The following is a 25,349-nucleotide window of genomic DNA, read 5'->3' as shown; positions in this document are numbered from 1 at the left end:
CCCGGAGAACAAGCGTCGACGCCTGGTGCGCGGCGCGGTAGCCTTCGCGCCATTGGTTCTGACTTTACGCAGCGGGGCGCTGGCTGCGGCTTCTTGCACAGGAGCCAGACTGGTGCAGCTTCCCGCGGATGGAAAATTTTCTCCAGCGGACGCGGGGGACGTTTGCATCAACGCAGATTTTCCCCCTGTCTGTCCCGACTATCCAACCACGCCTGGTTCCACAAAGGTGCTGACGCAGCCAGCGTCGGTACTGCCCGTAACCTCAGCAGGCGGCCCCGCCTCAGGCGGCGGCGGACTGTTCTATTGTGGCGACACGGGAAGCCACCTCAGCGACAAGACGGTTGCGATTCTCAGCTCGGCAAGTGCCAGCTCCCTGCAGGGATGAGGTAATCCCTGGCCGGCACATCCGCAGAAGTCTTCGCTGTGGAGTAAAATTCGCCTCAAGACATTCGGGGTAGCTCAGGCGACCTCGGGGGTACCACTTTCCCCTCCGATCAGGTAGAACTGATGATCTTGATGGCAGCTGGTCGCGGTTTGATTTGGCAGGACTGGGGTGATGTCTATCTCGTCTATCAGCCTTCCTCCGCCGAAACACATGTTTTCAACGAGACAACCGCACAGATCCTGAAGTGCCTGGAGCACGGCTCGCTGTCGACGGCCACGGCGAAGGAGCGGACCGAAGCTGCCCTCGGCGTCGACCTGGGTGAACTCGCCGCCGACGATTTTGCATTTGCCACCATGAGGCTTGAGGAACTGGGCCTCGTCGAGTCCGCGGACGATGTCAGCACCGCTCAATGAATGTCGGTGACCTAAATCGCCGGGAATTCGGTGAACAGTTGGCCGGCGACGGGGTCGCGCTGCAGTTTGGTCCCTTCAACCTCCGGCTTCGTTCCGACCTGGACTCCTTCGCCGCGCACGCGCACCAGCTTTACGAACCTTATCCCCTTCCGGAGACCACGGCAATCTGTGACTTCCACGTCCAGATCTGCGCTCCCCGCGGGCTACGTCGCTGGCTGCGCCGCCAGGCATGTTTCGGTGTCGATGGGCAGTTCCCTTTCGCGCCATATACGGTTGAACACGCCTTTCCAGCACTCGAATGGGGAATCAACTGGTGCGTGGCAACGCGAGCGCATCATCTGCTGCTCCTGCATTCGGCGGCAGTCGAGCGTAATGGCCGGGCAATCCTGTTCCCCGCCTCGCCCGGTAACGGCAAATCGACCCTCTGTACTGCGCTCGTCCACTCCGGATGGCGCCTGCTCTCGGACGAATTCGGCCTGGTGCGGCCCGAAGATGGCCTGCTGCTCCCGATACCGCGCCTGATCCCGCTGAAGAACGAGTCGATCGACGTTATCAGAAGATTCAGACCTGAAGCGATCATCGGGCCATCTTTCCTGGCGACCCGCAAAGGTACGGTAGCGCATGTACGGCCGCCGCTGGACAGCATCAGGCGCGCGCAGGAGCCAGCCCGGCCGCGCTGGCTGATCTTCCCGCGCTGGGTTTCCGGCGCGCCGCTCACGCTCGAACCCATGTCCAGGAGCCAGGCCTTCCTGATGGTCGCGACCAACGCATTCAACTACGACGTGCTCGACGAAACAGCTTTTCGACTGGTTACGGACATGGTTCACGCCTGTGATTGCTATTCGCTGGTGTACTCCGATCTCAACGAGGCTATTCCCGCGCTTGACGAGCTTTGCAACAGCATGGATCGCTGATGGCCAAGGTTGCGAACGAAAGGCTGCGGGCGCGGAAGCTCCTGCTCGACGCCCTGAAAATGCCGGAAACGCTGCCCGCTCTGTCCCTCGCCGACTGGGAATTGCTGTTGCGCGTGGCTCGTCGCGCCCGGGTGCTCGGACGATTGGAATCCGCACTGCACCATGCAGGATTGCTTGGCGACATCCCACCACCTGTGGCAGCCCATTTGAGAGCCGCCCGCAACGTCATCAAGCATCGGAAAACACTGATCTCGTGGGAAGTAAACCGTTTGCTCTGGGCGCTCAAGGGAATCGATGCACCGCTGATTCTGCTCAAAGGGACCGCTTATCTTCTCGCCGACCTGCCGCCCGCACAGGGCCGAATCTTTGCCGACGTGGATCTTCTGGTACCTGAAGATCGGGTCAGGGAGATCGAGGAAAGACTGGTCGAACGTGGCTGGTTCAAGACAGAAATCGACCCCTACGACGACCGCTACTACCGCGTCTGGATGCACGAGATTCCTCCGCTCCGTCACCGTGAGCGAGGCACTGAAATCGACATCCACCATCGGCTCTTACCGAAGACCAGCCATCTGGCCTCGGCTCCCGCACCACTTTTTGCGGCCGCCCGGACGCTCGCCGACCCGCGGCTGCGCGTTCTTGCGCCTGCCGACATGATACTGCACGCCCTGGTGCACCTGTTTCTCGAGGGCGATCCCGACGAGGGTCTGCGCTTGCGGGATCTGGCCGATGTCCATGATCTGCTTTGCCACCATGGTCAGGAGCCTGCCTTCTGGGCGAGCCTCGTACCACGAGCACGCGCCTTGGGTTTCCAGCGCCCACTGTTCTACGGACTGCATCATGCGCATCAATTTTTTGGCACACCGATTCCCCCGGATGTGCTGCACGAACTGGAAGACGCGGCGCCTGCCTGGCCGATCCGCAAGCTGATGAATCGTCTGATCCCCCTCGCCCTGCTGCCCGGACACCCGGATCACCCTTCCCACCTGGCGGCTCTGGCCCGCTGGCTGATTTATGTGCGCGCCCATTGGTTGCGAATGCCACCCGGCCTGCTCATCAAGCACCTGTCGCACAAGGCCTGGCTGCGCTTTCGCGGATTCCGCAAACGGGTCGACCTGGCCCAGCTCGATCTCAAACAGCAGTAGCCGGAAAGAGCAGGCAGCAACAAAGGCTGGATAGGACGATATACTGTAAATAAACACAGTTATCGCCATGTCCGCCGCCCTGCCCCCCTATGCCGAACTTCACTGCTGCTCCAACTTTTCCTTCCTGCGCGGCGCCTCGCATCCGGAAGAACTGGTCGAGCAGGCGCAGGAACTCGGCTACAGTGCGCTGGCGATCACCGACGAAGCCTCGTTGGCCGGCGTCGTGCGAGCACATCGCGCAGCCAGTGCTCGCGGCCTGCAACTGATCATCGGTGCCGAATTTCGCCTCTGCAGTGAGCCAGGGAAAGACCTCAGACTGGTCCTGCTGGCACAGAACCGCGCCGGTTACGGCAATCTGTCGGCTCTGACCACCCTGGCGCGGCGACGCTCGCTCAAGGGCCAATACCGCCTCTACCGCGGCGACCTCGAAAGTCCCGGCGACTTTGCCGGCAGCAGCGGCGCCCTGCCGGACTGCCTGGCGCTGTGGATCCCGGACGCTGGCGCCGGGGTGGACGAGGGACGTTGGCTGGCGGCGCGCTTCCCAGCCCGTTCCTGGCTGGCCGTCGAACTGCATGCCGGGCCCGATGACGCGACACGCCTGGCGATGCTGCTCGAACTCGCCACGGCGAGCGGCCTGCCGGCAGTCGCCGCTGGCGACGTGCACATGCACCAGCGCGCGCGCCGCCCGCTGCAGGACACACTGACCGCGATCCGCCTGAAAAGCACGCTCTTTGCCGCCGGTCGCGCGCTCTTTGCCAATGGCGAGCGCCACCTGCGCAGCCGCCTGCGGCTGGCACGACTCTACCCGCCAGAACTGCTCACCGAAACCCTGAGCATCGCCGCACGCTGCAATTTCTCGCTCGCCGAACTGCGCTACGAATACCCTGACGAAGTAGTGCCCGCCGGCCAGACAGCACCAGGCTTTCTGCGCGCGGAAGTCGAAAAAGGCCTGCGCCGACGCTATCCCGACGGAGAAGCCGCCGCGGTGCGCGAACGCGTCGAGCACGAACTCGCACTGATCGCCGAACTCGCTTACGAAACCTACTTCCTGACCGTCTACGACCTAGTCAATTTTGCCCGCAGCCGGAATATCCTTTGCCAGGGACGCGGCTCGGCCGCCAACTCGGCAGTCTGTTATTGCCTGGGCATCACCGAAGTCGACCCGGCACGTTCGCGGCTGCTTTTCGAGCGCTTCATCTCCCGGGAACGCGGTGAACCGCCGGATATCGACGTCGATTTCGAACATCAGCGGCGTGAAGAAGTGATTCAGTACCTCTACCGCCGCTACGGGCGTGAGCGCGCCGCACTGACGGCAACGGTGATCACTTACCGGACGCGCGGCGCCTTGCGCGACGTCGGTCGCGCCCTCGGCTTCGGCAGCGCCCAGATCGACGCCCTGACCTCCTCGCTGGCGTGGTGGGACAAGCGCGAGCAACTGCCCGAACGCCTGCGCGCAGCCGGCCTCGACCCGGAAGCGCCGCGCGTCGACAAATGGCTGGCACTGAGCGAAGCGCTGCGCGGTTTTCCCCGCCACCTCTCGCAACACGTCGGTGGCTTCGTCATCTCGCGCGGTCCCCTGGCACGGCTGGTGCCGATAGAGAATGCCGCCATGCCCGAGCGCACGGTGATCCAGTGGGACAAGGACGATCTCGACGCGCTCGGCTTGCTGAAAGTCGATGTCCTGGCACTCGGCATGCTCTCGGCGATCCACCGCGCGCTGGATCTGGTCGGCATCGCTTTGTCAGAGGTGCCGCCCGAAGACCCGGCGGTCTACGACATGCTCTGCGCGGCCGACACGATTGGCGTCTTTCAGATCGAGTCACGGGCGCAGATGGCCATGCTGCCGCGCCTCAGGCCGCGCAGTTTCTACGACCTGGTCATCCAAGTGGCGCTGGTCAGGCCAGGGCCGATCCAGGGCGACATGGTCCACCCCTACCTGCGTCGCCGGCACGGCCAGGAAGCGATCGAACCGATGCGCCCGGAAATCGCCAGCGTACTCGGGCGCACCTGCGGCGTGCCGATTTTCCAGGAACAGGTCATGCAACTGGCAGTCGTCGCCGGCGGCTTCACCCCCGGCGAGGCCGATCAGCTACGCCGGGCAATGGCCGCCTGGCGACGCAAGGGCGGGCTGGAACCCTTCGAAGAGAAGCTGATCAGCGGCATGCGCCTGCGTGGCCACGATGAAGCCTTCGCGCAGCGCGTCTTCGCGCAGATTCGCGGTTTCGGCGAATACGGTTTCCCCGAATCACACGCCGCCTCCTTCGCCTTGCTGGTGTACGTCTCCGCATGGCTCAAGCGCCACCATCCGGCCGCTTTTCTCTGCGCCCTGCTCAACAGCCAGCCGATGGGCTTCTACTCTCCCTCACAATTACTGCAGGATGCGCGCCGGCATGGCGTCGAGGTACGACCGATGAGTGTCAACGAAAGCGCCTGGGAAGCGCAGCTCGAAAGTTCGGGCTGCGAGCCTGGGACGATGGCCAGCACGCCTGCCGTCCGCCTCGGTCTGAGCAGTATTTCCGGCCTGCCGCAGGCCGCTGCCGCACGCCTGCTCGCTGCCCGCCAACAGCGGCCTCTGCACAGCGTTGCTGATCTTGCGACACGCGCACAGCTGACCCACAAGGATCTCGCACTGCTCGCCGCTGCCGGCGCTCTGGCCAAGCTCGCCGGCCATCGGCGGCAAGCCGCCTGGTTTGCCGCCGGCGCCAACCAGGCCAACGCGCAATTCGATCTGCTGAGCAGCGTACCGCCCGTGGAAGCTGCTGCCGAACTCGCCACGCCATCCGAAGCCGAGGAGCTGATTGCCGACTACGCGACCACCGGCTTCACTCTCGGTCGCCATCCCTTGACGCTACTGCGTAGCCGACTCAGTGCACAGCGTTTCATTTCCGCCAGCGAGCTGCAGAACGCGGCCGACCGCCAGCTCACTCGAGCCGCCGGAATCGTCACCTGTCGGCAACGGCCGGGCACGGCCAGCGGAATCGTTTTTGTCACCCTGGAAGATGAAACCGGGCTGGCCAATATCGTCGTGCACTCGCGACTGGTCGAGCAGCAGCGCCACGAGTTGCTCGGCGCCCGCCTGCTCGGCGTTCTCGGACAGGTCCAGCGCGAAGGCCAGGTCGTCCATCTGGTGGCCAAACGGCTCGTCGACCTGTCTTCGCTGCTCGGTCGCCTACCGACGGCAAGTCGCAATTTTCATTGACCGCCAGGAGGGCCTGGCGGCCGTGCGTCAACTCGCCCTGGCAACGACCTCGGCATAAAGATCGTGCTCGTCGGCATCGACCACGCGCACGCGCAGGAAGTCGCCAGGTTCGGCATCGAAGTATTCGTTGACGAAAACCAGGCCGTCGATTTCCGGTGCGTCCGCCGCTGAACGGGCAATCGTCCCGTCCTCATCGACCTCGTCGACCAGGACTTCGATCTCGCGGCCGATCTTCGCCGCCAGCAACTCGGCCGAAATATCCTCCTGCAGTTCCATCAGCCGCCGCTTGCGCTCCTCGCGAACCTCTTCCGCCACCGCGCCGGGCAGTGCATTGGCCGTCGCGCCATCCACTGCCGAATAGGCAAAGCAGCCGACGCGATCCAGGCGCGCCTCTTTGATGAAAGCCAGCAATTCATCGAACTCGGCTTCGCTCTCACCAGGAAAACCGGTAATGAAGGTGCTGCGCACCGTGATCTCTGGACAAACCGCACGCCATGCGCGAAGCCGCTCGAGATTGTTCTCGGCGCTCGCCGGTCGCTTCATCGCCTTCAGGACGCGGGCACTGGCATGCTGGAAAGGGACGTCAAGATACGGCAGTATTTTCCCTTCGGCCATCAACGGCAGCAAGGCGTCCACGCTCGGATACGGATAGACATAGTGCAGACGCACCCAGATCCCGAGTTCCCCCAGCGCTTCGCAGAGCTCGCGCAGTCGGGTGCGCAGCGGCCGACCATTGGCAAAGCCGGTTCGATACCTGACATCGACACCATAGGCGCTGGTGTCCTGCGAGATGACCAGCAACTCCCGCACACCCGCATCGGCAAGATGCCTGGCTTCCTGCAACACATCGCCAATCGGTCGGCTGACCAGGGGGCCACGCATCGACGGAATAATGCAGAAGGTGCAACTGTGATTGCAGCCTTCGGAAATCTTCAGGTAGGCAAAATGCTGCGGCGTCAGTTTGATTCCCTGCGGCGGCACCAGGCTGGTGAACGGGTCATGCGGCTGCGGCAGATGCGCATGCACGTGCTGCAAGACTTCGTCGGCCGCATGCGGTCCGGTGACCGCCAGCACCTGCGGATGCGCCTTGCGAATGACCTCCTCCCGGGCCCCCAGGCAACCGGTGACGATCACTTTGCCGTTTTCGGTCAAGGCCTCGCCAATGGCGTCGAGCGACTCCTCCACCGCGGCGTCGATGAAGCCACAGGTATTGACGACGACCAGATCTGCGCCTTCATACGAAGGCGAAATCAGATAGCCTTCGGCGCGCAGCTTGGTGAGGATCTGTTCGGAATCGACGAGTGCTTTCGGACAACCCAGCGAAACGAAACCGATGCTTTTTGGCTTTGACATGGCAGACCAGTGCTGTTGAGTAGCCCGCCAGTATACCGCCAGCCCGCAGCGATTCAGAGCTTACGAAATGCGCCTAGCCCTCCGGCGCCAAATTCCTCTGGCGCCACTCCCCGCCGGCTTGCCCGGATCATCGGCGCGAGCGCATGGAAGCGTCCGTCCGCGCTTGGGCGACCAGCAGCAGGAAGCAGCCAATGACCACGCCCGCAATCCCCGCCTGCATCAGCGTCCCCAACTGGAAGCCAGCCAGCCAGTAGTTTCCGAGCAGACGCGCGACAGCAACGACGACGCACAACAGCACACCAGCGAAGCCGGCAGCGCGTCCCAACGACAGCAGAAGAACATCCATTTTATTACCTTTTTTGCATGAAGAACGAATGCTGAGGCTCTGCCATGAAAGGGACAAGCGAGCTGATCCCCGGACAGAAAAGCGCCTTGAGCAAGGTACAAGAGCAGGCGCCGTTCAGTCCGATTGTAGGCAAGAACCGTCCGGAGTCAAGAAGTCTAGAAATCAAGAAATGAAGGATTGAAGGGGGCAGGAAGAGACGAAGCATCCGACAGCGTTCTGCGCCGCTCGCCAACAGCTTACGAATGGTGCACAGTGTGTTATATAAAGAAGTGCCCTTGCTGGTGTCACGGCAGGCGCAGCATTCAGTCCTTCGGCAGGCAGGTGCGCGCTTACGGCGAGAACCTGCACCGCAGACGCGGGCGTGAAGCGGCCAGAGAAAGCCGCGGACCTGCGCTACAGCGAAGCACAACCGACAAGAAAACCAAAGGAGGCCCGTCAATGAGCGAGAACGATACGCCTGGCACAGCAAACCCTGCCAGCCGCTTCCCGGTCATCCGCAGCGTAAAACCCGGCGCTGTCGTCGGTTGGATGCGCGGCGGTTGGCATGACCTGCGCCGAAGCGGTTGGCCCAGCCTCTTCTACGGGAGCTGCTTCGCCATCGCTGGTTGGTTGCTGCAGATTGTTTTTGCCGAAGCCTACGCCCTCTTCGCAGGCCTGACGACAGGCTTCCTGCTGGTCGGCCCGTTCCTGACGCTCGGCCTCTATGATCTCAGTCGGCGCATCGAATTCGGCATGCCGCCGCGACTGTTGCCGACCCTCGCCGCCTGGCGCCCGAACCTGCCCAACGTCGGTCTCTTTGCCGCCCTGCTGGCCATCGTCCTGCTGGTCTGGGCGCGCGCATCGATCATTGTTTTTGCGCTCTTCTTTACGGGCGGATTCCCGACCTTCGGTAACGTCGTGCATACGGTTCTGACTTTCGAGCAGCTCGACTTCGCGCTGGTCTACTTCGCCGTCGGGGGCTTTTTTGCGATGTTTGTTTTTGCCATCAGCGTCATCGCCGTACCTCTGATGTTCGATCGCAAGACCGACGCGGTCACCGCGACCATCGCCAGCCTCGTCGCCTGCAGCCGCAACCTGGTTCCGCTCTTGCTATGGGGAACGTGCATCGGGATCCTTGGCATCATCGGCTTTGCGACCTTCTTTGTCGGCCTGATCATCACCATGCCCCTCGTCGGGCACTCTACCTGGTATGCCTATCGGGACATCGTCGCACCGGAGGAGGACGAAAAGCTCGACGATGCGGATGCAGCGGCCGTAGCCTGACCGCTGCCGCTCGCTACTCCGGCAAGCCGTTCAAAAAGTAGAGGCTTTCCAGGATCGAGCGCCAGGCTGATCAACAAGGCGCGATCCGAGGCGTAGGCACAAGCCACGCCCCCCACTACTCCCAGGCAGCCAGGAACTCCTGCCAGTGCGGCTTGCCGATTTTCTCCAGCTCGCCACGCACGAAAGACATCTCGGCAGCGTATTCGGCGCGCGACAGTTCGCCGCGCAGCAGGCGAAAACGCACGGCAAGCAGGTAGGTATTGAGCACGTCGGTCTCGCAGTAGTCGCGCACTTCGGACATGCCGCCCGCCAGCCACGCCTGCCACACCTTGCCCCCGTCCATGCCGAGCTTGCCGGGAAAACCGATCAGTTTGGCGAGTTCGTCAAGGCGAACGCTGGCACGCGGTTGATACATGGCCAGCAGATCCATCAGGTCGAGGTGACGTGAATGGTAGCGGCTGATGTAGTTGTTCCACTTGAACTCACGGCTGTCGGCGTAATCGCCGTCACCGAGGTCCCAGTAGCGTGGTGCGACAACGCCGTGGATGAGCCCCCGATAGTGCAGCACCGGCAGATCGAAGCCGCCACCATTCCAGGAAACGATCTGTGGCGTGAACTTCTCGACGCCGTCAAAGAAGCGCTGAATGATCTCGCCCTCACCCTGCTCGGGCTCCGCCAGAGACCAGACGCGGAAGTCCTTGCCAGCGCGCAGAGCACACGAAATGACGACTACCCGCTGCAAATGCAGCGGCAGGAAATCGTTACCGTGAGTAGCACGACGATGCTGGAAGGCGAGTTCAGCCACCTCGTCATCGGACAGCGTCGCATCGAGCTCATGCAGCCGCCGCAGACCTGCGACGTCGGGGATGGTTTCTATGTCAAAGGCAAGAACGGGTTTCATCGCGCGCATCCAGGGCCCTCACATTCAGGCAGTCACTGTAGTCAACGGCAGCGAGCGGTTTCACACCGGAAAGACGCCCGTCGACAGGTAGCGGTCACCACGATCGCAGACGATGCTGACGATGGTCGCATTTTCGAGTTCGCCAGCCAGCCGCAAAGCGACGGCCAATGCGCCACCCGACGAGATGCCGGCGAAAATCCCTTCCTCGCGCGCCAGACGCCGAGTCATTTCCTCCGCCTCGCCCTGCGCAACCGATTCGACACGATCGACGCGAGCACGGTCGAAGATTTTTGGCAGGTACGCTTCCGGCCATTTGCGAATCCCCGGGATCTGCGAACCATCTTCGGGCTGGCAGCCGACGATACAGATGCCGGCATCTTGCTCCTTGAGAAAGCGCGAAACGCCCATGATCGTTCCCGTAGTCCCCATACTGCTGACAAAGTGGCTGATGCGTCCCTTGGTCTGGCGCCAGATCTCGGGGCCCGTCCCTTCGTAGTGGGCAAGCGGGTTATCCGGGTTGGCAAACTGGTCGAGGATGATTCCGCGCCCTTCGCTGCGCATGCTTTCGGCGACGTCGCGCGCCAGCTCCATGCCACCGTCACGAGGCGTCAACACCAGTTCGGCGCCAAAAGCGCGCATCGTCTGCCGCCGTTCGACGCTCTGATTCTCGGGCATGACCAGAATCATCCGGTAACCGCGCATGGCAGCGGCCATCGCCAGCGCAATGCCGGTATTGCCGGAAGTAGCCTCGATCAGCGTGTCACCGGGGTGGATATCGCCCCGCTCCTCGGCGTGGACGATCATCGACAGTGCCGGTCTATCCTTCACCGAACCCGCCGGGTTATTGCCCTCCAGCTTGGCCAGAACGACATTGCCACGTGCCTCGCAAGCGGCGCCCGGCAAACGTTTAAGGCGCACCAGGGGGGTGTCGCCGACGCTACTCTCGAGTGTCTTATACACGGCCGTTCAACCATTTGACGTACTGCGGAACTGCTTCCTCGACCTTTGAAAACTCGTCCTTGTAGCCCGCTTTGCGCAGCTTCGCGAGGTCAGCCTGGGTAAAGTTCTGGTACTTGCCGCGCAGATCTGCCGGAAAAGGGATGTACTCGATCAGGCCACTCCTGACCAGTTCGACGAGCGGCAGCGCTTCCTGCCCGGCCAGCGCGCGGCAGGCATTGACGTTGGCGACCGCCAACTCGTTGAAAGTCTGCGCACGACCCGTGCCGACGTTGAAGATGCCCGATTTTTCCGGATGTTCGAGGAAGTGCAGGTTCACTCGCGCAATGTCGTCGATATAGACGAAATCGCGCCGCTGCTCACCATCGGCATAGCCCTCACAGCCTTCGAAGAGCTTGACCCGGCCCGCGCTCTGGAACTGGTGATAGTGGTGAAAGGCCACCGACGCCATCCGCCCCTTGTGCGACTCGCGTGGGCCATAGACGTTGAAATAGCGAAAACCGACGACCTGCGAATTGCACGAGCCGGCAGTTGCCAGGCGCTGGCGGACGATCTGGTCGAAAAGAAACTTCGAGTAGCCGTAAACGTTTAGCGGCGCCTCATGTTGCCGCTCTTCCCTGAACACCCCGCCGCCGCCGTAGGTCGCGGCACTCGAAGCATAGAGAAACTGGGCTTCCTGATCGAGGCACCAGTCGAGAAGCGCCAGCGAATAGCGGTAGTTGTTCTCCATCATGTAGCGACCATCGCTCTCCATGGTGTCGGAACAGGCACCCTGGTGGAGGATGGCATCGACATCGCCATCGAAGTCGCCGGCGGCCAGGCGCTCGATGAATTCGTTCTTGTCGAGGTAATCGGCAATCTCGCAATCGACGAGATTCCTGAACTTGTCGGCCTTGCTGAGATTGTCGACGGCAATGATCTTGAGCACGCCGCGCTCGTTGAGCGCCTTGACCAGATTGGCGCCGATGAAACCGGCTGCGCCGGTGACGATGGTGTACATGGTTCTACCTCAGTTCAGTGCAGCATCGAGCTCGTCACGGCTGACCACCGCCGTCCCGAGTTTGCCAACCACCAGGCCGGCGGCGACGTTCGCCGCATGCACGGCGTCCGCCCAGGCGGCCCCGCCCGCGAGCATCACCGCGAGCGTCGCGATGACCGTATCGCCAGCCCCGGACACGTCGAAGACTTCTCTCGCCACCGCCTGCTCGTGCACTGCTCCGGCGGCATGGTAGAGCGACATCCCTTCCTCGCTGCGGGTCACCAGCAAGGCCTCCAGTCCGAGCTCACTGCGCAGGGCTTCGGCCTTGCGGGCAAGTCCCTCGTCGTCCTGCCAGCGGCCGACCACTTCGCGCAACTCGGCACGGTTCGGAGTGACGATGGTCGCGCCGGCATACTTGGAGAAATCGTCACCTTTCGGATCCACCAGCACTTTTTTTCCGGCAGCGCGCGCCATGCGGATCATCTCGCTGATATGCGCCAGGCCGCCCTTGCCGTAATCGGAAAGAATCACGGCATCGCATTCGCCAAGACGGGCCTCAAATTCGACCAGTTTGGTGCGCAAGACCTCGTGTGAGGGCGTGGTTTCAAAATCAATGCGCAGCAGTTGCTGCTGGCGAGCAATGACCCGCAGCTTGACCGTCGTGCTGATTTCCGCATCGATATGCAGACTGACATCGATACCACTCGCTGCAAGCAGGGCTTGCAGGTTTCGCCCAGCTTCGTCGTCACCAACGACCGACAGCAGGCTGACGCGTGCGCCCAGCGCGGCGACATTGCGGGCGACATTGGCGGCCCCGCCCGGCCGCTCCTCGCTACGCGCCACCTTGACCACCGGCACCGGGGCCTCCGGAGAAATGCGCGAAACGTCACCAAACCAGTAGCGATCGAGCATCACATCGCCGACGATCAGCAGGCGAGCGGCCGACCGACTAGCGACTTGCATCGCGCGCCCTGTTGGCAAGACAAGCTGTGCTCACCGGGCTTGTTAGCCGGGTAGCCAGCACGGTGGCAGGCGACATGGAACTCCTAGGGTGTCAGATCGAACTCTTCGGTGCGCTTCGGCGAGTAGGTCTCCCAACCGCCACAGGCCGGACAACGCCAGTAGAACTGGCGCGCCTTGAAGCCGCAATTATCGCATCGATAGCGAGCCAGGCGACGCGTGTAGCCATGCACGATCCCCTTGGCCAGATCCAGATCGGGGCGGATCTCGGGCGATGCGAAGAGCAGTCGTGCCTCAAGCAACTTGTCGAAGCCAAGCAGAGTGGGATTACGCTTCAGCTCATCGCGAACCAGGCGGTAAGCCGCTTCTGGCCCACTGCTTTCCAGTTCCAGCTCGAAGACGACGTCAAGCAGGTCTAGCGAAGGGTAGTGATCAAGATAGCCGCGCAACAGTTGCAAACCCGCCTCACGCCGATCCTGCTTGCGAAAGGCGTCGAGCAAGCGTTTCGCGACCAGCGCCAAATAGGGCGGAGCCTGCTGTTCAATGCGCTGCCACGAGGCAATGGCGGCAGCAAACTGATCCTGCTGGAACTGCAGGTCGCCGAGAAGCAGGCTGGCGCGAACGCACTTGCGGTTGCGTTCGAGTGCCGTTTGCAGGAATTTTTCCGCCAGATCCGGGCGCGAACGAATCATCTCGGCAGCAGCCAATTCGCAGTAGTACTCGGCGATTTCCTTGTGCGAGGCAAAATCCGGCAGTTCCGAGGCGATCGCTATCGCCTTCTCCCAGTCCTTCTCCAACTGGTAAATCTCGAGCAAATTGCGCTTGGCCTCTTCGGCCATCGCCGAGTCGCGCAGCTTTTCGAAGACCGATTCGGCGCCATCGAGCAGCCCGGCCTTGAGGTAATCCTGGCCCAGCTCGGCCAGCGCTTGCAGTTTCAAATCCTGCGGCAGGTCTTCGCGCTCGACCAGATTCTGGTGCATGCGGATAGCGCGCTCGGTCTCGCCACGGCGACGAAACAGGCTACCGAGTGCAAAGTGAATTTCGATGGTTTGCGGGTCTACCTTGACGGCTTCGACAAAGGCCTCGATGGCCCGATCGGGCTGCTCGTTGAGCAGGAAGTTGAGGCCCTGGAAATACGAACGTGGCAGGGTTCGCGATTCCTTTACCAGATGGCGGATATCAACGCGCGCGGCTGCCCACCCCAAGCCGAAGAACAGCGGGAAAAGCAACAGCTGCCAGTACTCGAACTCGATCATCCGTGAAACTGCAGCCGGGCACGCACAGCGCCGCTGGGCCAGGGCGCGCAGTCAGCAAATGCCGGGCAGCAGTCCAGCGGAGCGCGGCAAGCGGCTCTCTCGAGTCTCGGGAATCGCCTGGCTAGCACCCACTCACCCCGTCGCTGCTTTCCGAGCAGACTCACATCGGACTCTCGCGATGAGCGACGAGGCGTGCACGAAGCTGGCTCAGCTCGCGCTTCAAGCGGGCTAGCTCGCGGCGCCGCCCCAGCAGAGAAGCGAACAGAAAGAGTATGCCAGAGGCGACGCCGGCAGCAAAAGAAACCAAGAGAATAATCGCCAGTGGCGCCTGCCAGGCGGCGTCAAGAAAGAAATGGACGTCTACCGGATCGGTGTTTCTGAGGGCAAACGCACAAAAAAGGAGAAACAGGGCAAATCTCAGGATCCACAACAACCAACGCATCATCAGCTTCCCATAGGAAACGGGCGGCAACTCTCGTTGCCGCCCGCAATAAGACATAGCTTGACCATTCAGACCAATTCCAGCGAGCCATCGACGCGCTCCCGCAATTCCTTCCCGGCCTTGAAATGCGGCACCCATTTCTCCGGGACGTCGACCTTTTCACCGGACTTCGGGTTCCGGCCAACACGCGGCGGCCGGTAATTCAGCGCAAAGCTCCCAAAGCCGCGAATCTCGATGCGATCGCCTCTGGATAAGGCTTCGGACATCGCATCGAGAATCGTTTTCACCGACAAGTCAGCGTCCTTTGCGACCAGTTGGGGAAAGCGCCCGGCCAATTGACCGATAAGGTCCGACTTGGTCATCCTCTAACCCTACTGGGGGTTGTTAAGCTTGGCCTTCAGCAAGGCGCCAAGGTTGGTGGTACCCGCACTGGCACTGCTGTCCGCAGAAAACTTCTGCATCGCTTCGTGCTGCTCGGCCTGATCCTTGGCTTTGATCGACAAGCTGATCGAACGCGTCTTGCGATCGACATTGATAATCATCGCTTCGACGGTATCCCCTTCCTTGTACACCTTGGTCAGATCGTCGATACGATCGCGTGAGACTTCAGAGGCACGCAGATAGGCTTCCATGTCACCATCAAGCATCACCACCGCACCACGTGCGTCAACCGACCTGACGATTCCGCGGACAACGCTGCTCTTCTCGTGAGTGGCAATATAGCTGGTGTAGGGATCGCCATCGAGCTGCTTGATACCCAGGGAAATCCGTTCCTTGTCGGTATCGATCGCCAGCACCACCGCGTCGACCTCGTCACCCTTTTTGAAGTTGCGAATCGCTTCGTCACCGGGCAAGGACCACGAAAGGTCGGACAGGTGAACCAGGCCATCGATGCCGCCGGGCAAGCCAATGAACACGCCGAAGTCAGTAATAGACTTGATGGCGCCGCGCACGCGATCACCCTTCTTGTAATTCATCGAGAAGTCGTCCCACGGGTTGGCAGCACACTGCTTCATACCCAGCGAAATACGGCGACGATCCTCATCGATCTCGAGGATCATCACTTCGACCTCGTCACCCAGCTGAACAACCTTCGACGGGTGAACGTTCTTGTTCGTCCAGTCCATCTCGGAAACGTGAACCAGTCCTTCGATGCCCTGCTCGATCTCGACGAAAGCGCCGTAATCGGTGAGGTTGGTGACCTTGCCGAAGAGGCGGGTCGTCGCCGGGTAACGGCGGGAAATGCCGACCCATGGATCTTCGCCCAACTGCTTGAGACCGAGTGAGACGCGGTTCTTTTCCTGGTCGAACTTGAGGATCTTGGCCTGCAATTCGTCGCCAACGGCGAGAACTTCTGAGGGGTGACGAACACGGCGCCATGCCAAATCGGTAATGTGCAGCAAGCCATCGATGCCACCGAGGTCGACAAACGCGCCGTAGTCGGTGATGTTCTTGACCACGCCTTTGACGATGCTGCCTTCTTTGAGTGCCGCAAGCAGCGCATCGCGCTCTTCGCCAACGCTCGCCTCGAGCACCGCACGCCGCGAAACAACAACGTTATTACGCTTGCGATCGAGCTTGATGACTTTGAATTCGTAGGTCTTGCCTTCGTACGGGGTGGTGTCCTTGACCGGACGCATGTCGACCAGAGAACCCGGCAGGAAAGCACGCACGCCGTTGGTCATGACCGTCAAGCCGCCCTTGACCTTGCCGGTAATCGTACCGGACACCAGGCTGCCGTCGTTGAGGGCCAGTTCAAGCGCGTTCCACGCCGCGACCCGCTTGGCACGGTCGCGCGACAGTCGAGTTTCGCCGAAACCGTTCTCGAGCTGTTCGATGGCGACCTGGACGAAGTCACCAACGCTGACTTCCAGTTCGCCCTGATCGCTCAGGAATTCTTCAAGGTCAATATAGCTTTCCGACTTCAGGCCGGCGTTGACCACGACAAAGTTCTGGTCAATACGCACGACTTCGGCAGTGATGACCTCGCCGGGGCGCATCTCCTGACGTCCGAGACTTTCTTCGAAAAGTTCGGCAAAGCTTTCTTCCATGCTGGGATTATCTGACATATGAATTGAGTTACCTAACCGCAGAGCTGCGGGGTGAGTTAGAAACGATCACCAGTTCCAATCACTCCGCAGCGCTCACCAGAACGGTGAGCGCGGACACTGCACTGGCCGACCCTGAACGGAACAGCCACTGCGCCGACGAAATGAGGCGTGGAACTGGCAACACCTTTGGTGAACGGCAGAGCCGTTTCACCCACTATCGGAGACCTTGTTGACCCATTCCAGCACCTGCGCCACCGCCGTGGCTATGGTCAGGTTTGTCGTGTCGAGCAATTCAGCATCCGCACTTTGCTGCATCGGAGCGACGCTACGTTGGCTATCCCGTTCGTCACGTTCGCGCAGATCCAGCAAGAGGGCTGCAATACTAGCAGCGATTCCTTTTTCGATCAACTGCTTATGACGTCTCTCAGCGCGTATCGCGACGTTCGCGGTGAGGAAGACCTTGGTCATCGAATCCGGGAAGACCACCGCGCCCATGTCGCGCCCGTCGGCCACCAGGCCGGGCAAGCGGCGGAAAGCCCGCTGCCGGAAAAGCAAAGCGGCGCGCACTGCCGGCAGTGCCGCCACCAGCGACGCGCCAGCAGAGATTTCCTCGCTGCGGATGGCGTCGCCGACCTCCTCGCCGGCGAGGCTGATCAGGCCGCCGGAAAAGTCAACGTCGAGATTGGTCGCAATCGCCGCGACAGCCGCTTCATCATCCCAAGCGATCGCGGCCCGGCGAGCCGCCAGGGCGGTCAAGCGATAGAGCGCCCCGGAATCCAGGTAATGCCAGCCCAGCGCTTCGGCAACGCGCGACGCGACCGTCCCTTTGCCGGATGCCGACGTGCCATCGATAGCCACCACCGGCACAGGCCGGGTGACTGCCGCGAAACGCTCGAAGTAGTCCGGGAAGGTTTTGCTGACCACCGCCGGGTCATTGATGCGCAGTGGCGTACCCAACGCCGCCAGCGAAAAGCACATAGCCATGCGATGGTCATCGTAGGTGGCAATCGCCGCCGGACGCAGACCCTGTGCTCGGGCAGGCGGCACGACGCGGATGAAGTCGTCGCCGCTATCGACCCGGGCACCGAGCTTGCGCAACTCGCTGGCCATCGCCGCGATGCGGTCGGTTTCCTTGACCCGCCAGCTGGCGATGTTGCGCAAAGTCGTCGCTCCGTCGGCGAACAGAGCAACGGTCGCCAGGGTCATCGCCGCGTCCGGGATGTGATTGCAGTCCAGATCGACGCCCTGCAGCCGGCCGTCAGCGGCAGCCGCCGCCTCGATCCAGGTGTCTCCGAAAGTAATTTTCGCGCCCATCCCGGCCAGCGCGTCGGCAAAGCGCACGTCGCCCTGAAGCGAGTCGCGAGCCACGCCCTCAACGCGCAGCGGACCGCCGCCAAGCGCTCCCAAGGCCAGGAAATAGGATGCTGACGACGCATCGCCTTCGACTTCAACGAACCCTGGTGAGCGATACGCGCTAGCGGCCGGGACGGTGAAACGCTGCCAGCCCTCGCGAACCACCTCGACGCCAAAGCGCGCCATGCTGGCCAGCGTGAGCTCGACATAGGGTCGCGAAATCAATTCGCCGACCACTTCGACCGTCGTCGCGACAGTGCGCAGGGGCAAAGCCATCAGCAGGCCGGTGAGAAACTGGCTCGACACGTCACCGCGTACTCGGACCACAGCCGCAGAGCCAGGCGTCGGTGACGAAATCAGCAAGGGCGGAAAGCCGTCCTGCGCAGCGTAAGCGATCTCGGCACCCAGCTGCCGCAAGCTGTCAACGAGATCGGCGATCGGCCGTTCGTGCATGCGCGCGACACCGGAGAGTCGATAATCGCCACCGGCCAGGGCCAGCACTGCGGTCAATGAGCGGACGGCAGTACCCGCATTACCGAGAAAAAGATCAGCCTCGCGAACCGGAAAAACGCCACCGACGCCGCTGACCAGAAAGCGCCTGTCGGCCAAGGCCTCGACCTTGACACCCAGGGTCCGCAGCGCATCGATCATGCGTGCCGTATCGTCCGACTGCAGCAGGTCGCGGAGCTCGGTGTCGCCGCTGGCCAGCGCCGCCAGCAGCAACACGCGATTGGAAATGCTCTTCGAACCCGGCAAGCGCACGGTGCCCCGCGCAGCGAGCAGTTGCGGCAGATCGATGAAGTCCACGTTCAAGTCCTTGTTTTGCTCTCGGCCCACTCGCGTCGTGCCGTACGGGCAATGTCGAAAGTCGCTTCGAGGCTGGCACCGTCGCCCCGCTGCAGGGCATCGCGCAGTTCGTCGAGCTGCTCGCGGTAGCGATCGAGCTCCTCGAGCAGTGCCTGCCGATTGGCCAGGCAGATGTCGCGCCACATCTCGGGATGGCTGGCGGCAATGCGCGTGAAGTCTCGGAAACCGCTGGCCGCGTAAGCGAACAGGAGCTCGCGGTTGTCGCGGCGCGCCAGGTCATGCACCAAAGCAAACGACAGCAAATGCGGCAGATGGCTGACCGCCGCAAAAATACGATCGTGTTCCGCCGGAGCCAGCTCGCAGATCAGACCGCCACAGGCTTCCCAGGCCGCGCGTACGCGGGCGACGGTCGTTTCGCTGCTTTCGGGCAAGGGCGTCAGCACCACCTGCTTCCCTTGATAGAGATCAGGCCGTGCGGCGAGTGCGCCACTGTTTTCGGCGCCGGCAATCGGATGCGCCGGAACGAACTGCCCGATGCGCTCGCCAAAGCATGCGCGCGCGGCCTTGACCACGTCTTCCTTGGTACTGCCGGCGTCAGTCACCACCGTCTGCGACCCCAGGCAGGGCGCAATGCGCGCCATGAGCTCGGGAGTCGTCCCGACCGGGGTGGCAATCAGCACCAGGTCGGCATTCGACACTTCCTGGCCGATGTTGAAACCGGCGCGATCGACGATCCCCAACTCCAGCGCCTGCGTCAGTGAGCCAAGCGTGCGCCCGAAACCGACCACCTCCGTGACCTGCCCGGCGGCCTTGAGTGCCAACGCAAACGAGCCACCGATCAAGCCAACGCCGAAGACCACGACCTTGCCCAAGGGAGCCGCGCCGCTCACGGCCGCACACCCGCGCATGAACGACTCATAAGGAGCGCTCCAAAGCCTCGAGGAAACGGCTGTTTTCGCGTTCGCTGCCAATCGTCACACGCAGCCAGTCGGGCATCCCGTAGGCCGCGATCGGGCGAACGATGACCCCGTTCGTGAGCAGCTTGTGGTTCACCGCCGCCGCGTCCGGCACGCAAAAAGTCACGAAGTTACCGTGCGACGGTATATGCCGACAAGCAAGTCGTTTCAGGCCGGCAACGATCTGCTCCATGCCCGCACGGTTCAGGGCGTAGCTCCTGGCAACGAATTCGTAGTCGTCGAGCGCCGCCACTGCCGCCGCCAGGGCCAGGTTGTTGCAATTGAACGGTTGGCGAACACGATTCATCAAGTCGGCAATTGCCGCCGAGCACAGCGCGTAACCGATGCGCAGACCGGCCATGCCGTAGATTTTCGAGAAAGTCCGGGTGATCACCAGGTTCGCATGTTCGCCCAGCCAGGCGGTGGTGTCGACACGCTCGGCGGGCGGCAGGTACTCGTTATAGGCTTCGTCGAGAACTACGACAATATCCTCGGGCACCACCTGCAGAAACGCCTTGAGCTGCGCATACGGCAGAAACGTGCCGGTCGGGTTGTTGGGGTTGGCAATCCAGATTAGTCGCGCATCCGGCCGGATGGCAGCCAGCATGGCGTCCAGGTCATGGCCGTAGTCGCTGGCCGCCACCGCAATCGGCTCGCCGCCCGCTGCAATCGTCGCCAGCGGATAGACGGCAAAAGCGAACTGCGCGAAAATTGCCGAGCGGCCTGGCGCCAGAAAGACGCGCGCCACCAGATCGAGCACGTCATTCGAACCGTTGCCGAGAACGATACGCTCCATTCCCAGGCCCGTGCGCTCGGCGAGCGCCTTCTTCAGGGCGAAGTCATCCGGGTAACGCGACAGGCCGGCGATCGCCGCAGCCACCGCCACCTGCGCCTTGGGACTCATGCCGAGCGGATTCTCGTTCGAAGCCAGCTTGACGATTTTCTCAACATCCAGGCCCAACTCGCGTGCCAGTTGCGTTATCGGCTTGCCCGGCTGGTAAGGTGAAATGGAGCGTATGTACGGCAATGATTGTTCGTGGAGTGGCATCTGCGTTCCTCGAAAAAGTTCGCCCGGCCTAGTAGGCGGCCATCGGGTAGGAGCCAAGGATCTTCAGGTAGGGCGCACGCCGGGCAAGTTCGGCAAGCGCCGCCCCGACCGCGCCATCGTCGCGATGACCTTCGAGGTCGACGAAGAAGACATAGGCCCACAGAGTATGCCGCGCCGGGCGCGACTCGAGCCGGGTCATCGACACGCCAGCATCGGAAAACGGCGCCAGTAGCTTGCTGAGGGCGCCGGTGTGGTTATGTGCCGACATGATCAAGGACGTCCGGTCGCGCCCCGAAGGTCCGGCCTCCTGGCGGCCGAGAACGACAAAACGCGTCGTATTGTTCGGTTCGTCTTCGACATTGCTGGCCAGTTGCGGCAGAGAATAGCGGTCGGCAGCGGCCTGCCCGGCAAGCGCCGCCGCACCCGCCTCGGCGGCCGCCAACTGTGCCGCCTGCGCATTGCTGCCCACTGAAATACGCTGAACGTGCGGCAGGGAACGGTTCAGCCACTCGTGGCATTGCGCCAGCGACTGGGCGTGCGAATAGACTTTCTTGACCTCACCCAGCGACGCCTCGTTCGACAGCAGATGCTGGTGGATGCGCAAGACGACTTCGCCACAGATCTTCAGCGGCGTGGTCAACAACAGGTCGAGCGTACGCCCGATCGCTCCCTCGGTGGAGTTCTCGATCGGGACCACCGCGTAATCAGCATGGCTGGCCTCGACTTCCCGAAAAACATCATCGATCGAAATCTGCGGCATCAAGCGCGCGGCGTGGCCGAAGTGCTTGGTCGCGGCGCTTTCCGAAAAGGTCCCGAGCGGGCCCAGGAAAGCAATGCCCAAGGGCTGTTCGAGCGACAGGCAGGCGGACATGACCTCGCGGAAGAACCAGGTCACGGTCTCATTCGAGAGAGGCCCCGCGTTCTCTTCCTGGATGCGATGCAAGACCTGTGCTTCACGTTCGGGGCGATAAATGAAACCCGCCTCACCGTGACGCGCCTTGATCTCGCCGACCTGCTGGGCAAAGCGCGCACGCTGGTTAAGCAGTTCGAGCAGTTGCCCGTCGAGGCCATCGATCTCCTGGCGGACAAGCGCCAATTCGCGCTGCAGTTCGTCGCTCATCGAACGTGCGCCGCCTGTCCCGCCTGCGGCAGTGACAAGCAAGCGGCCAGCGGGCGCAGGCACGGGACAGCTCGACCGCGGCGATCAAGCAAGCGGGCCATGCATTTCACTCCTGTTCGGGATCAGCAGCAGGATCCGGCTCGGGTTCAGCGGCCGGTTCCTGCTCCGACGGCTCACTGCTGCTCTCATCCAGCTCACTATTCTCATCCAGCTCGCTGCCGCTGTCCTCTTCGCTCTCGACGACTTTTTCCAGGCCGGCGAGCTTTTCACCGGCGTCGAGCGCAATCAGGGTGACCCCCTGCGTTGCCCGGCCGAGTTCGCGGATCTCACGGACCCGGGTGCGGATCAGAACCCCACCGGTGGTGATCAACATGATTTCGTCGTCGTCGGAAACCAGGCGCGCGGCGACCACCTTGCCGTTGCGTTCGCTGGCGGCGATGGCGATGACCCCTTGCGTACCGCGCCCCGAATGGCGGAAATCGGCCAGCGCCGTGCGTTTGCCGAAGCCGTTTTCGGTGGCCACAAGCACCGTTTGCTGATCGCTATCAGCAATCAGCAAGGACAAGGCCTGCTGCTTGTCACCAAGCCGCATGCCGCGCACACCGCGTGCGGTACGCCCCATCGGGCGTACGTCTTCCTCGTCGAACCAGACCGCCTTGCCGGCATCGGAAACCAGGATCACGTCCTGGCTGCCATTGGTGATCTCGGCGCCGATGAGGAAGTCCTCATCGTCGAGGGCGACCGCGATGATGCCACTCTTGCGTGGATTGGAGAAATCAGACAACGGCGTCTTCTTCACCGTCCCCTGCGAAGTGGCCATGAAAATGTAGCGATCGGCGGCGAACTCCTTGATCGGCAAGATGGCGCTGATTTTTTCGCCGTCCTCGAAGGGAAAGACATTGACCACCGGCTTGCCGCGGCTGGTACGCGTTCCCTGCGGCACTTCGTAGACCTTCAGCCAGTAGACCCGGCCGCGGTTGGTAAAGCAGAGAATGGAGTCGTGGGTATTGGCAACGAACAGGCGATCGACGAAATCGTCGGTCTTCATCGCCGCCGCCTGCTTGCCGCGCCCACCGCGCCGCTGCGCACGGTACTCGGCCAGTGGCTGCGACTTGATATAGCCGGTGCGCGAAAGCGTCACCACCATGTCGACCGGGGTAATGAAATCGGCAATGCCGAGATCCTGCGTACTGATGACGATTTCCGAGCGCCGCTTGTCGCCGAACTGGGCGCGGATCCCGGTCAATTCTTCGACGATCATCGCGGTGATGCGCTCGGGTCGCGCCAGGATATCCATCAGATCGGCAATACGCGTCAGCAGTTCGCCAAAGTCGGCAACAATCTTGTCGCGCTCGAGGCCGGTCAGGCGCTGCAAACGCAGCTCCAGAATGGCCTGCGCCTGCGCCTCCGAAAGCAGGTAACCGCTCTCGGACAATCCAAATTCGAGAGCCAGACCGTCCGGGCGAGTCGCATCGAGCTTGGCGCGACGCAGCATCTCGGCAACCGTCGGCGAGGTCCACGTCCTGGCCATCAAGCCCCGACGGGCATCCGCAGGCGTCGGCGACGCCTTGATCAGCGCAATGATCTCATCGACGTTGTCGAGCGCCACCGCCAGACCTTCCTGGATGTGCGCCCGCTCGCGCGCTTTGCGCAACTCGAACACCGTGCGCCGAGTGAGCACTTCACGGCGATGCCACAGAAAACACTCGAGGAGCTGCTTGAGGTTCAACAGCCGCGGCTGGCCATCAACCAGCGCCACCATGTTCATGCCAAAGGTGTCCTGCAGCTGCGTCTGCTTGTACAGACAGTTGAGCACCACCTCGGCGACTTCACCACGCTTGAGCTCGATGACCACGCGCATGCCCGACTTGTCGGACTCGTCGCGCAGATCGGAGATGCCCTCGATGCGCTTGTCGTTGACCAACTCGCCGATTTTTTCGAGCAAGGTCCGCTTGTTAACCTGATATGGCAGCTCGTCGATGATGATCGCCTGGCGGTTACCCTTTTCGAGGTCCTCGAAATGCGTCCGACCACGCATCACCACCCGCCCGCGCCCGGTCCGATAACCTTCGCAGACACCGGCAATGCCGTAGATGATGCCGGCCGTCGGGAAATCGGGAGCCGGCATGATGGCGATCAGCTCGTCGATTGTCACCTCCGCGTTGCCCAGCAAGGCCAGACAGGCGTCCACCACCTCACCGAGGTTGTGCGGTGGAATGTTCGTCGCCATGCCTACCGCGATACCCGACGAACCGTTGATCAGCAGGTTCGGAATGCGCGCTGGCATGACCAGCGGCTCTTGCTCGGAGCCGTCGTAGTTGGGCCCGAAATCGACGGTTTCCTTGTCGATATCGGCCAGCAGCTCGTGCCCGATTCGCGCCATGCGCACTTCGGTGTAGCGCATCGCCGCCGCATTGTCGCCGTCTACCGAGCCGAAGTTGCCCTGCCCGTCGACCAGCATGTAGCGCAGAGAAAAATTCTGCGCCATGCGTACGATCGTGTCATAGACCGCCATATCGCCATGGGGATGGTACTTACCGATGACGTCACCGACGATCCGCGCCGACTTCTTGTAAGCCTTGTTCCAGTCGTTGGACAACTCGTGCATGGCGAAGAGAACACGACGATGCACCGGCTTCAGGCCGTCGCGAGCGTCGGGCAAGGCACGGCCGACAATCACGCTCATGGCATAATCGAGATACGATCGACGCATCTCGTCTTCGAGACTGATGGGCAGGGTTTCTTTGGCGAAGGCTTCCATCTTTTTTCCGCTGTCAACGAGACATTCCGGAGGAATGTCATCGTCTTGATCAAGCCCGTGATTCTAGCACGCCAAGCCCTTCCCCTGGCGCGGCGAGTGGCTGATTTGCGAAGGTTTTGTGCGCACTCCGGTCAAGCAGGGGACGGCAAAGTACACCCGGCAAGCTGAAAGATCGGCTCGCCGGCAGCGATCAACAGATCAGCGCTTTCCGAGTCGCTCGGCGTTGCCCTGCACCTGGCGAAGCACAGGCGCCACGCCCTGGCTGGCGACCTCGGCAAGGCTGCCAAAGACCCGCAACCAACCGACGCTGACGTTGATCAAGGTGGCGCACAGATCCGCCTGCCGCTCGCGAAACTCCTCGGGGCCACGACTGCCGAGCAGTGACATACTGTCGCTGCTGCAAGCCAACATCGACTGCCCGGTGTGCGTCCAGAACTGTTTGACGACAGGAAGCATCGCCACGGCCATCGCAGTTGCGGCTTGCAGAGGAATTTCGACCTTCTCGCGAGTCATCCGGGCCACCTCGTCCCAATCTGCCTGCCGCGAAAATGCGCCTGCGCGCAGCAGGCGGCGAGTACGGTAACTGATGACCGCGCTGCTGCCCGTCATCAAGCGGTTGGTCTGCCGCCCCAGCCGGCTCCACTGGAAAACCGGCGCCAGCAGTTGGTCACGGAGCTCCTCTCGATTCATGCCTGTCTCTCCTGAATGCCTGGTCGATATGCGACGGCATATCCCCGCTG

The 25,349-nt window shown here is 62.2% G+C and carries 21 protein-coding genes; 5 read left to right on the top strand and 16 right to left on the bottom strand.

Annotated elements, in window-relative coordinates; genetic code table 11:
- Window positions 1-507 precede the first annotated feature (507 nt).
- From QZ648_RS18940 to QZ648_RS18925, 4 genes are all read left to right on the top strand, one after another.
- Window positions 508-798, top strand: coding sequence for an HPr-rel-A system PqqD family peptide chaperone (locus QZ648_RS18940; RefSeq protein WP_169065121.1), 291 nt, complete (start codon window positions 508-510; stop codon window positions 796-798).
- The gene (locus QZ648_RS18935) at window positions 795-1,712 is read left to right on the top strand and encodes an HprK-related kinase A (RefSeq protein WP_169065122.1); all 918 of its coding nucleotides are present in this window, start codon (window positions 795-797) and stop codon (window positions 1,710-1,712) included. The genes QZ648_RS18940 and QZ648_RS18935 overlap by 4 nt, the downstream gene beginning before the upstream one ends.
- Window positions 1,712-2,857, top strand: coding sequence for a nucleotidyltransferase family protein (locus QZ648_RS18930; RefSeq protein ID WP_169065123.1), 1,146 nt, complete (start codon window positions 1,712-1,714; stop codon window positions 2,855-2,857). The genes QZ648_RS18935 and QZ648_RS18930 overlap by 1 nt, the downstream gene beginning before the upstream one ends.
- Before the next feature lie 67 nt (window positions 2,858-2,924).
- Window positions 2,925-6,056 (top strand): error-prone DNA polymerase, encoded by a 3,132-nt coding sequence (locus QZ648_RS18925; RefSeq protein ID WP_291997963.1) that lies wholly within the window; start codon window positions 2,925-2,927, stop codon window positions 6,054-6,056.
- 27 nt (window positions 6,057-6,083) lie between these two features.
- On the opposite strand, the gene rimO is transcribed toward QZ648_RS18925, so the two are convergent.
- Window positions 6,084-7,409, bottom strand: a complete 1,326-nt coding sequence (rimO, locus tag QZ648_RS18920; protein ID WP_169065124.1) for a 30S ribosomal protein S12 methylthiotransferase RimO — start codon at window positions 7,407-7,409, stop codon at window positions 6,084-6,086.
- 127 nt (window positions 7,410-7,536) lie between these two features.
- A complete protein-coding gene (locus QZ648_RS18915; protein ID WP_169065125.1) occupies window positions 7,537-7,755 on the bottom strand; it encodes a hypothetical protein in 219 nt (72 codons plus the stop codon).
- A gap of 438 nt (window positions 7,756-8,193) precedes the next feature.
- Between QZ648_RS18915 and QZ648_RS18910 the strand changes: the two genes are divergently transcribed.
- Window positions 8,194-9,018, top strand: a complete 825-nt coding sequence (locus QZ648_RS18910) for a DUF2189 domain-containing protein (RefSeq protein ID WP_169065126.1) — start codon at window positions 8,194-8,196, stop codon at window positions 9,016-9,018.
- A gap of 115 nt (window positions 9,019-9,133) precedes the next feature.
- On the opposite strand, the gene QZ648_RS18905 is transcribed toward QZ648_RS18910, so the two are convergent.
- The 14 genes from QZ648_RS18905 to QZ648_RS18840 all read right to left on the bottom strand — a co-directional run bounded on the left by QZ648_RS18905 (window position 9,134) and on the right by QZ648_RS18840 (window position 25,299).
- A complete protein-coding gene (locus tag QZ648_RS18905; RefSeq protein ID WP_169065127.1) occupies window positions 9,134-9,919 on the bottom strand; it encodes a 3'-5' exonuclease in 786 nt (261 codons plus the stop codon).
- Window positions 9,920-9,979: 60 nt separating this feature from the next.
- On the bottom strand, window positions 9,980-10,879 hold the full coding sequence (cysM, locus tag QZ648_RS18900) for a cysteine synthase CysM (RefSeq protein ID WP_291997962.1): 900 nt from the start codon (window positions 10,877-10,879) through the stop codon (window positions 9,980-9,982).
- On the bottom strand, window positions 10,872-11,876 hold the full coding sequence (gene rfaD, locus QZ648_RS18895) for an ADP-glyceromanno-heptose 6-epimerase (protein ID WP_169065128.1): 1,005 nt from the start codon (window positions 11,874-11,876) through the stop codon (window positions 10,872-10,874). The genes cysM and rfaD overlap by 8 nt, the downstream gene beginning before the upstream one ends.
- A 9-nt stretch (window positions 11,877-11,885) precedes the next feature.
- Window positions 11,886-12,818, bottom strand: coding sequence for a D-glycero-beta-D-manno-heptose-7-phosphate kinase (gene rfaE1, locus QZ648_RS18890; RefSeq protein ID WP_291997961.1), 933 nt, complete (start codon window positions 12,816-12,818; stop codon window positions 11,886-11,888).
- 83 nt (window positions 12,819-12,901) lie between these two features.
- Window positions 12,902-14,071, bottom strand: a complete 1,170-nt coding sequence (lapB, locus tag QZ648_RS18885) for a lipopolysaccharide assembly protein LapB (protein ID WP_211203601.1) — start codon at window positions 14,069-14,071, stop codon at window positions 12,902-12,904.
- A gap of 160 nt (window positions 14,072-14,231) precedes the next feature.
- Window positions 14,232-14,651 (bottom strand): LapA family protein, encoded by a 420-nt coding sequence (locus tag QZ648_RS18880; protein WP_248595197.1) that lies wholly within the window; start codon window positions 14,649-14,651, stop codon window positions 14,232-14,234.
- Window positions 14,582-14,875, bottom strand: a complete 294-nt coding sequence (locus QZ648_RS18875) for an integration host factor subunit beta (RefSeq protein WP_169065129.1) — start codon at window positions 14,873-14,875, stop codon at window positions 14,582-14,584. The genes QZ648_RS18880 and QZ648_RS18875 overlap by 70 nt, the downstream gene beginning before the upstream one ends.
- A gap of 9 nt (window positions 14,876-14,884) precedes the next feature.
- A complete protein-coding gene (gene rpsA / locus QZ648_RS18870; RefSeq protein ID WP_169065130.1) occupies window positions 14,885-16,582 on the bottom strand; it encodes a 30S ribosomal protein S1 in 1,698 nt (565 codons plus the stop codon).
- Window positions 16,583-16,771: 189 nt separating this feature from the next.
- Complete coding sequence (locus QZ648_RS18865; protein WP_169065131.1) at window positions 16,772-18,724, bottom strand: bifunctional 3-phosphoshikimate 1-carboxyvinyltransferase/cytidylate kinase; 1,953 nt, start codon at window positions 18,722-18,724, stop codon at window positions 16,772-16,774.
- A 2-nt stretch (window positions 18,725-18,726) separates the two neighbouring features.
- The gene (locus QZ648_RS18860) at window positions 18,727-19,632 is read right to left on the bottom strand and encodes a prephenate dehydrogenase/arogenate dehydrogenase family protein (protein WP_169065132.1); all 906 of its coding nucleotides are present in this window, start codon (window positions 19,630-19,632) and stop codon (window positions 18,727-18,729) included.
- A 7-nt stretch (window positions 19,633-19,639) separates the two neighbouring features.
- Complete coding sequence (hisC, locus tag QZ648_RS18855; protein ID WP_169065133.1) at window positions 19,640-20,728, bottom strand: histidinol-phosphate transaminase; 1,089 nt, start codon at window positions 20,726-20,728, stop codon at window positions 19,640-19,642.
- A 28-nt stretch (window positions 20,729-20,756) separates the two neighbouring features.
- Entirely contained in the window at window positions 20,757-21,848 is a 1,092-nt protein-coding gene (gene pheA, locus QZ648_RS18850; RefSeq protein ID WP_169065134.1) for a prephenate dehydratase, read from the bottom strand.
- A gap of 106 nt (window positions 21,849-21,954) precedes the next feature.
- On the bottom strand, window positions 21,955-24,609 hold the full coding sequence (gyrA, locus tag QZ648_RS18845) for a DNA gyrase subunit A (RefSeq protein ID WP_291997960.1): 2,655 nt from the start codon (window positions 24,607-24,609) through the stop codon (window positions 21,955-21,957).
- A 198-nt stretch (window positions 24,610-24,807) separates the two neighbouring features.
- Window positions 24,808-25,299 (bottom strand): hypothetical protein, encoded by a 492-nt coding sequence (locus QZ648_RS18840; protein ID WP_291997959.1) that lies wholly within the window; start codon window positions 25,297-25,299, stop codon window positions 24,808-24,810.
- Window positions 25,300-25,349 lie beyond the last annotated feature (50 nt).

The sequence above is a fragment of the Candidatus Accumulibacter sp. ACC012 genome (genome assembly GCF_907163155.1).
GTDB lineage: Bacteria > Pseudomonadota > Gammaproteobacteria > Burkholderiales > Rhodocyclaceae > Accumulibacter > Accumulibacter delftensis.
Note: the sequence above shows the minus strand (reverse complement) of the source record. Positions and strands in the feature narration are given on the sequence as shown.

Excerpts from the sequence above, each read along its gene's own strand:
- QZ648_RS18940 (WP_169065121.1), top strand. The coding sequence starts at position 508 with ATGATCTTGATGGCAGCTGGTCGCGGTTTGATTTGGCAGGACTGGGGT.
- QZ648_RS18935 (WP_169065122.1), top strand. The coding sequence starts at position 795 with ATGAATGTCGGTGACCTAAATCGCCGGGAATTCGGTGAACAGTTGGCC.
- QZ648_RS18930 (WP_169065123.1), top strand. The coding sequence starts at position 1,712 with ATGGCCAAGGTTGCGAACGAAAGGCTGCGGGCGCGGAAGCTCCTGCTC.
- QZ648_RS18925 (WP_291997963.1), top strand. The coding sequence starts at position 2,925 with ATGTCCGCCGCCCTGCCCCCCTATGCCGAACTTCACTGCTGCTCCAAC.
- rimO (WP_169065124.1), bottom strand. The coding sequence starts at position 7,409 with ATGTCAAAGCCAAAAAGCATCGGTTTCGTTTCGCTGGGTTGTCCGAAA.
- QZ648_RS18915 (WP_169065125.1), bottom strand. The coding sequence starts at position 7,755 with ATGGATGTTCTTCTGCTGTCGTTGGGACGCGCTGCCGGCTTCGCTGGT.
- QZ648_RS18910 (WP_169065126.1), top strand. The coding sequence starts at position 8,194 with ATGAGCGAGAACGATACGCCTGGCACAGCAAACCCTGCCAGCCGCTTC.
- QZ648_RS18905 (WP_169065127.1), bottom strand. The coding sequence starts at position 9,919 with ATGAAACCCGTTCTTGCCTTTGACATAGAAACCATCCCCGACGTCGCA.
- rfaD (WP_169065128.1), bottom strand. The coding sequence starts at position 11,876 with ATGTACACCATCGTCACCGGCGCAGCCGGTTTCATCGGCGCCAATCTG.
- rfaE1 (WP_291997961.1), bottom strand. The coding sequence starts at position 12,818 with ATGCAAGTCGCTAGTCGGTCGGCCGCTCGCCTGCTGATCGTCGGCGAT.
- lapB (WP_211203601.1), bottom strand. The coding sequence starts at position 14,071 with ATGATCGAGTTCGAGTACTGGCAGCTGTTGCTTTTCCCGCTGTTCTTC.
- QZ648_RS18880 (WP_248595197.1), bottom strand. The coding sequence starts at position 14,651 with ATGGGTGCCGCATTTCAAGGCCGGGAAGGAATTGCGGGAGCGCGTCGA.
- QZ648_RS18875 (WP_169065129.1), bottom strand. The coding sequence starts at position 14,875 with ATGACCAAGTCGGACCTTATCGGTCAATTGGCCGGGCGCTTTCCCCAA.
- rpsA (WP_169065130.1), bottom strand. The coding sequence starts at position 16,582 with ATGTCAGATAATCCCAGCATGGAAGAAAGCTTTGCCGAACTTTTCGAA.
- QZ648_RS18860 (WP_169065132.1), bottom strand. The coding sequence starts at position 19,632 with ATGCGCGGGTGTGCGGCCGTGAGCGGCGCGGCTCCCTTGGGCAAGGTC.
- hisC (WP_169065133.1), bottom strand. The coding sequence starts at position 20,728 with ATGCCACTCCACGAACAATCATTGCCGTACATACGCTCCATTTCACCT.
- pheA (WP_169065134.1), bottom strand. The coding sequence starts at position 21,848 with ATGAGCGACGAACTGCAGCGCGAATTGGCGCTTGTCCGCCAGGAGATC.
- gyrA (WP_291997960.1), bottom strand. The coding sequence starts at position 24,609 with ATGGAAGCCTTCGCCAAAGAAACCCTGCCCATCAGTCTCGAAGACGAG.
- QZ648_RS18840 (WP_291997959.1), bottom strand. The coding sequence starts at position 25,299 with ATGAATCGAGAGGAGCTCCGTGACCAACTGCTGGCGCCGGTTTTCCAG.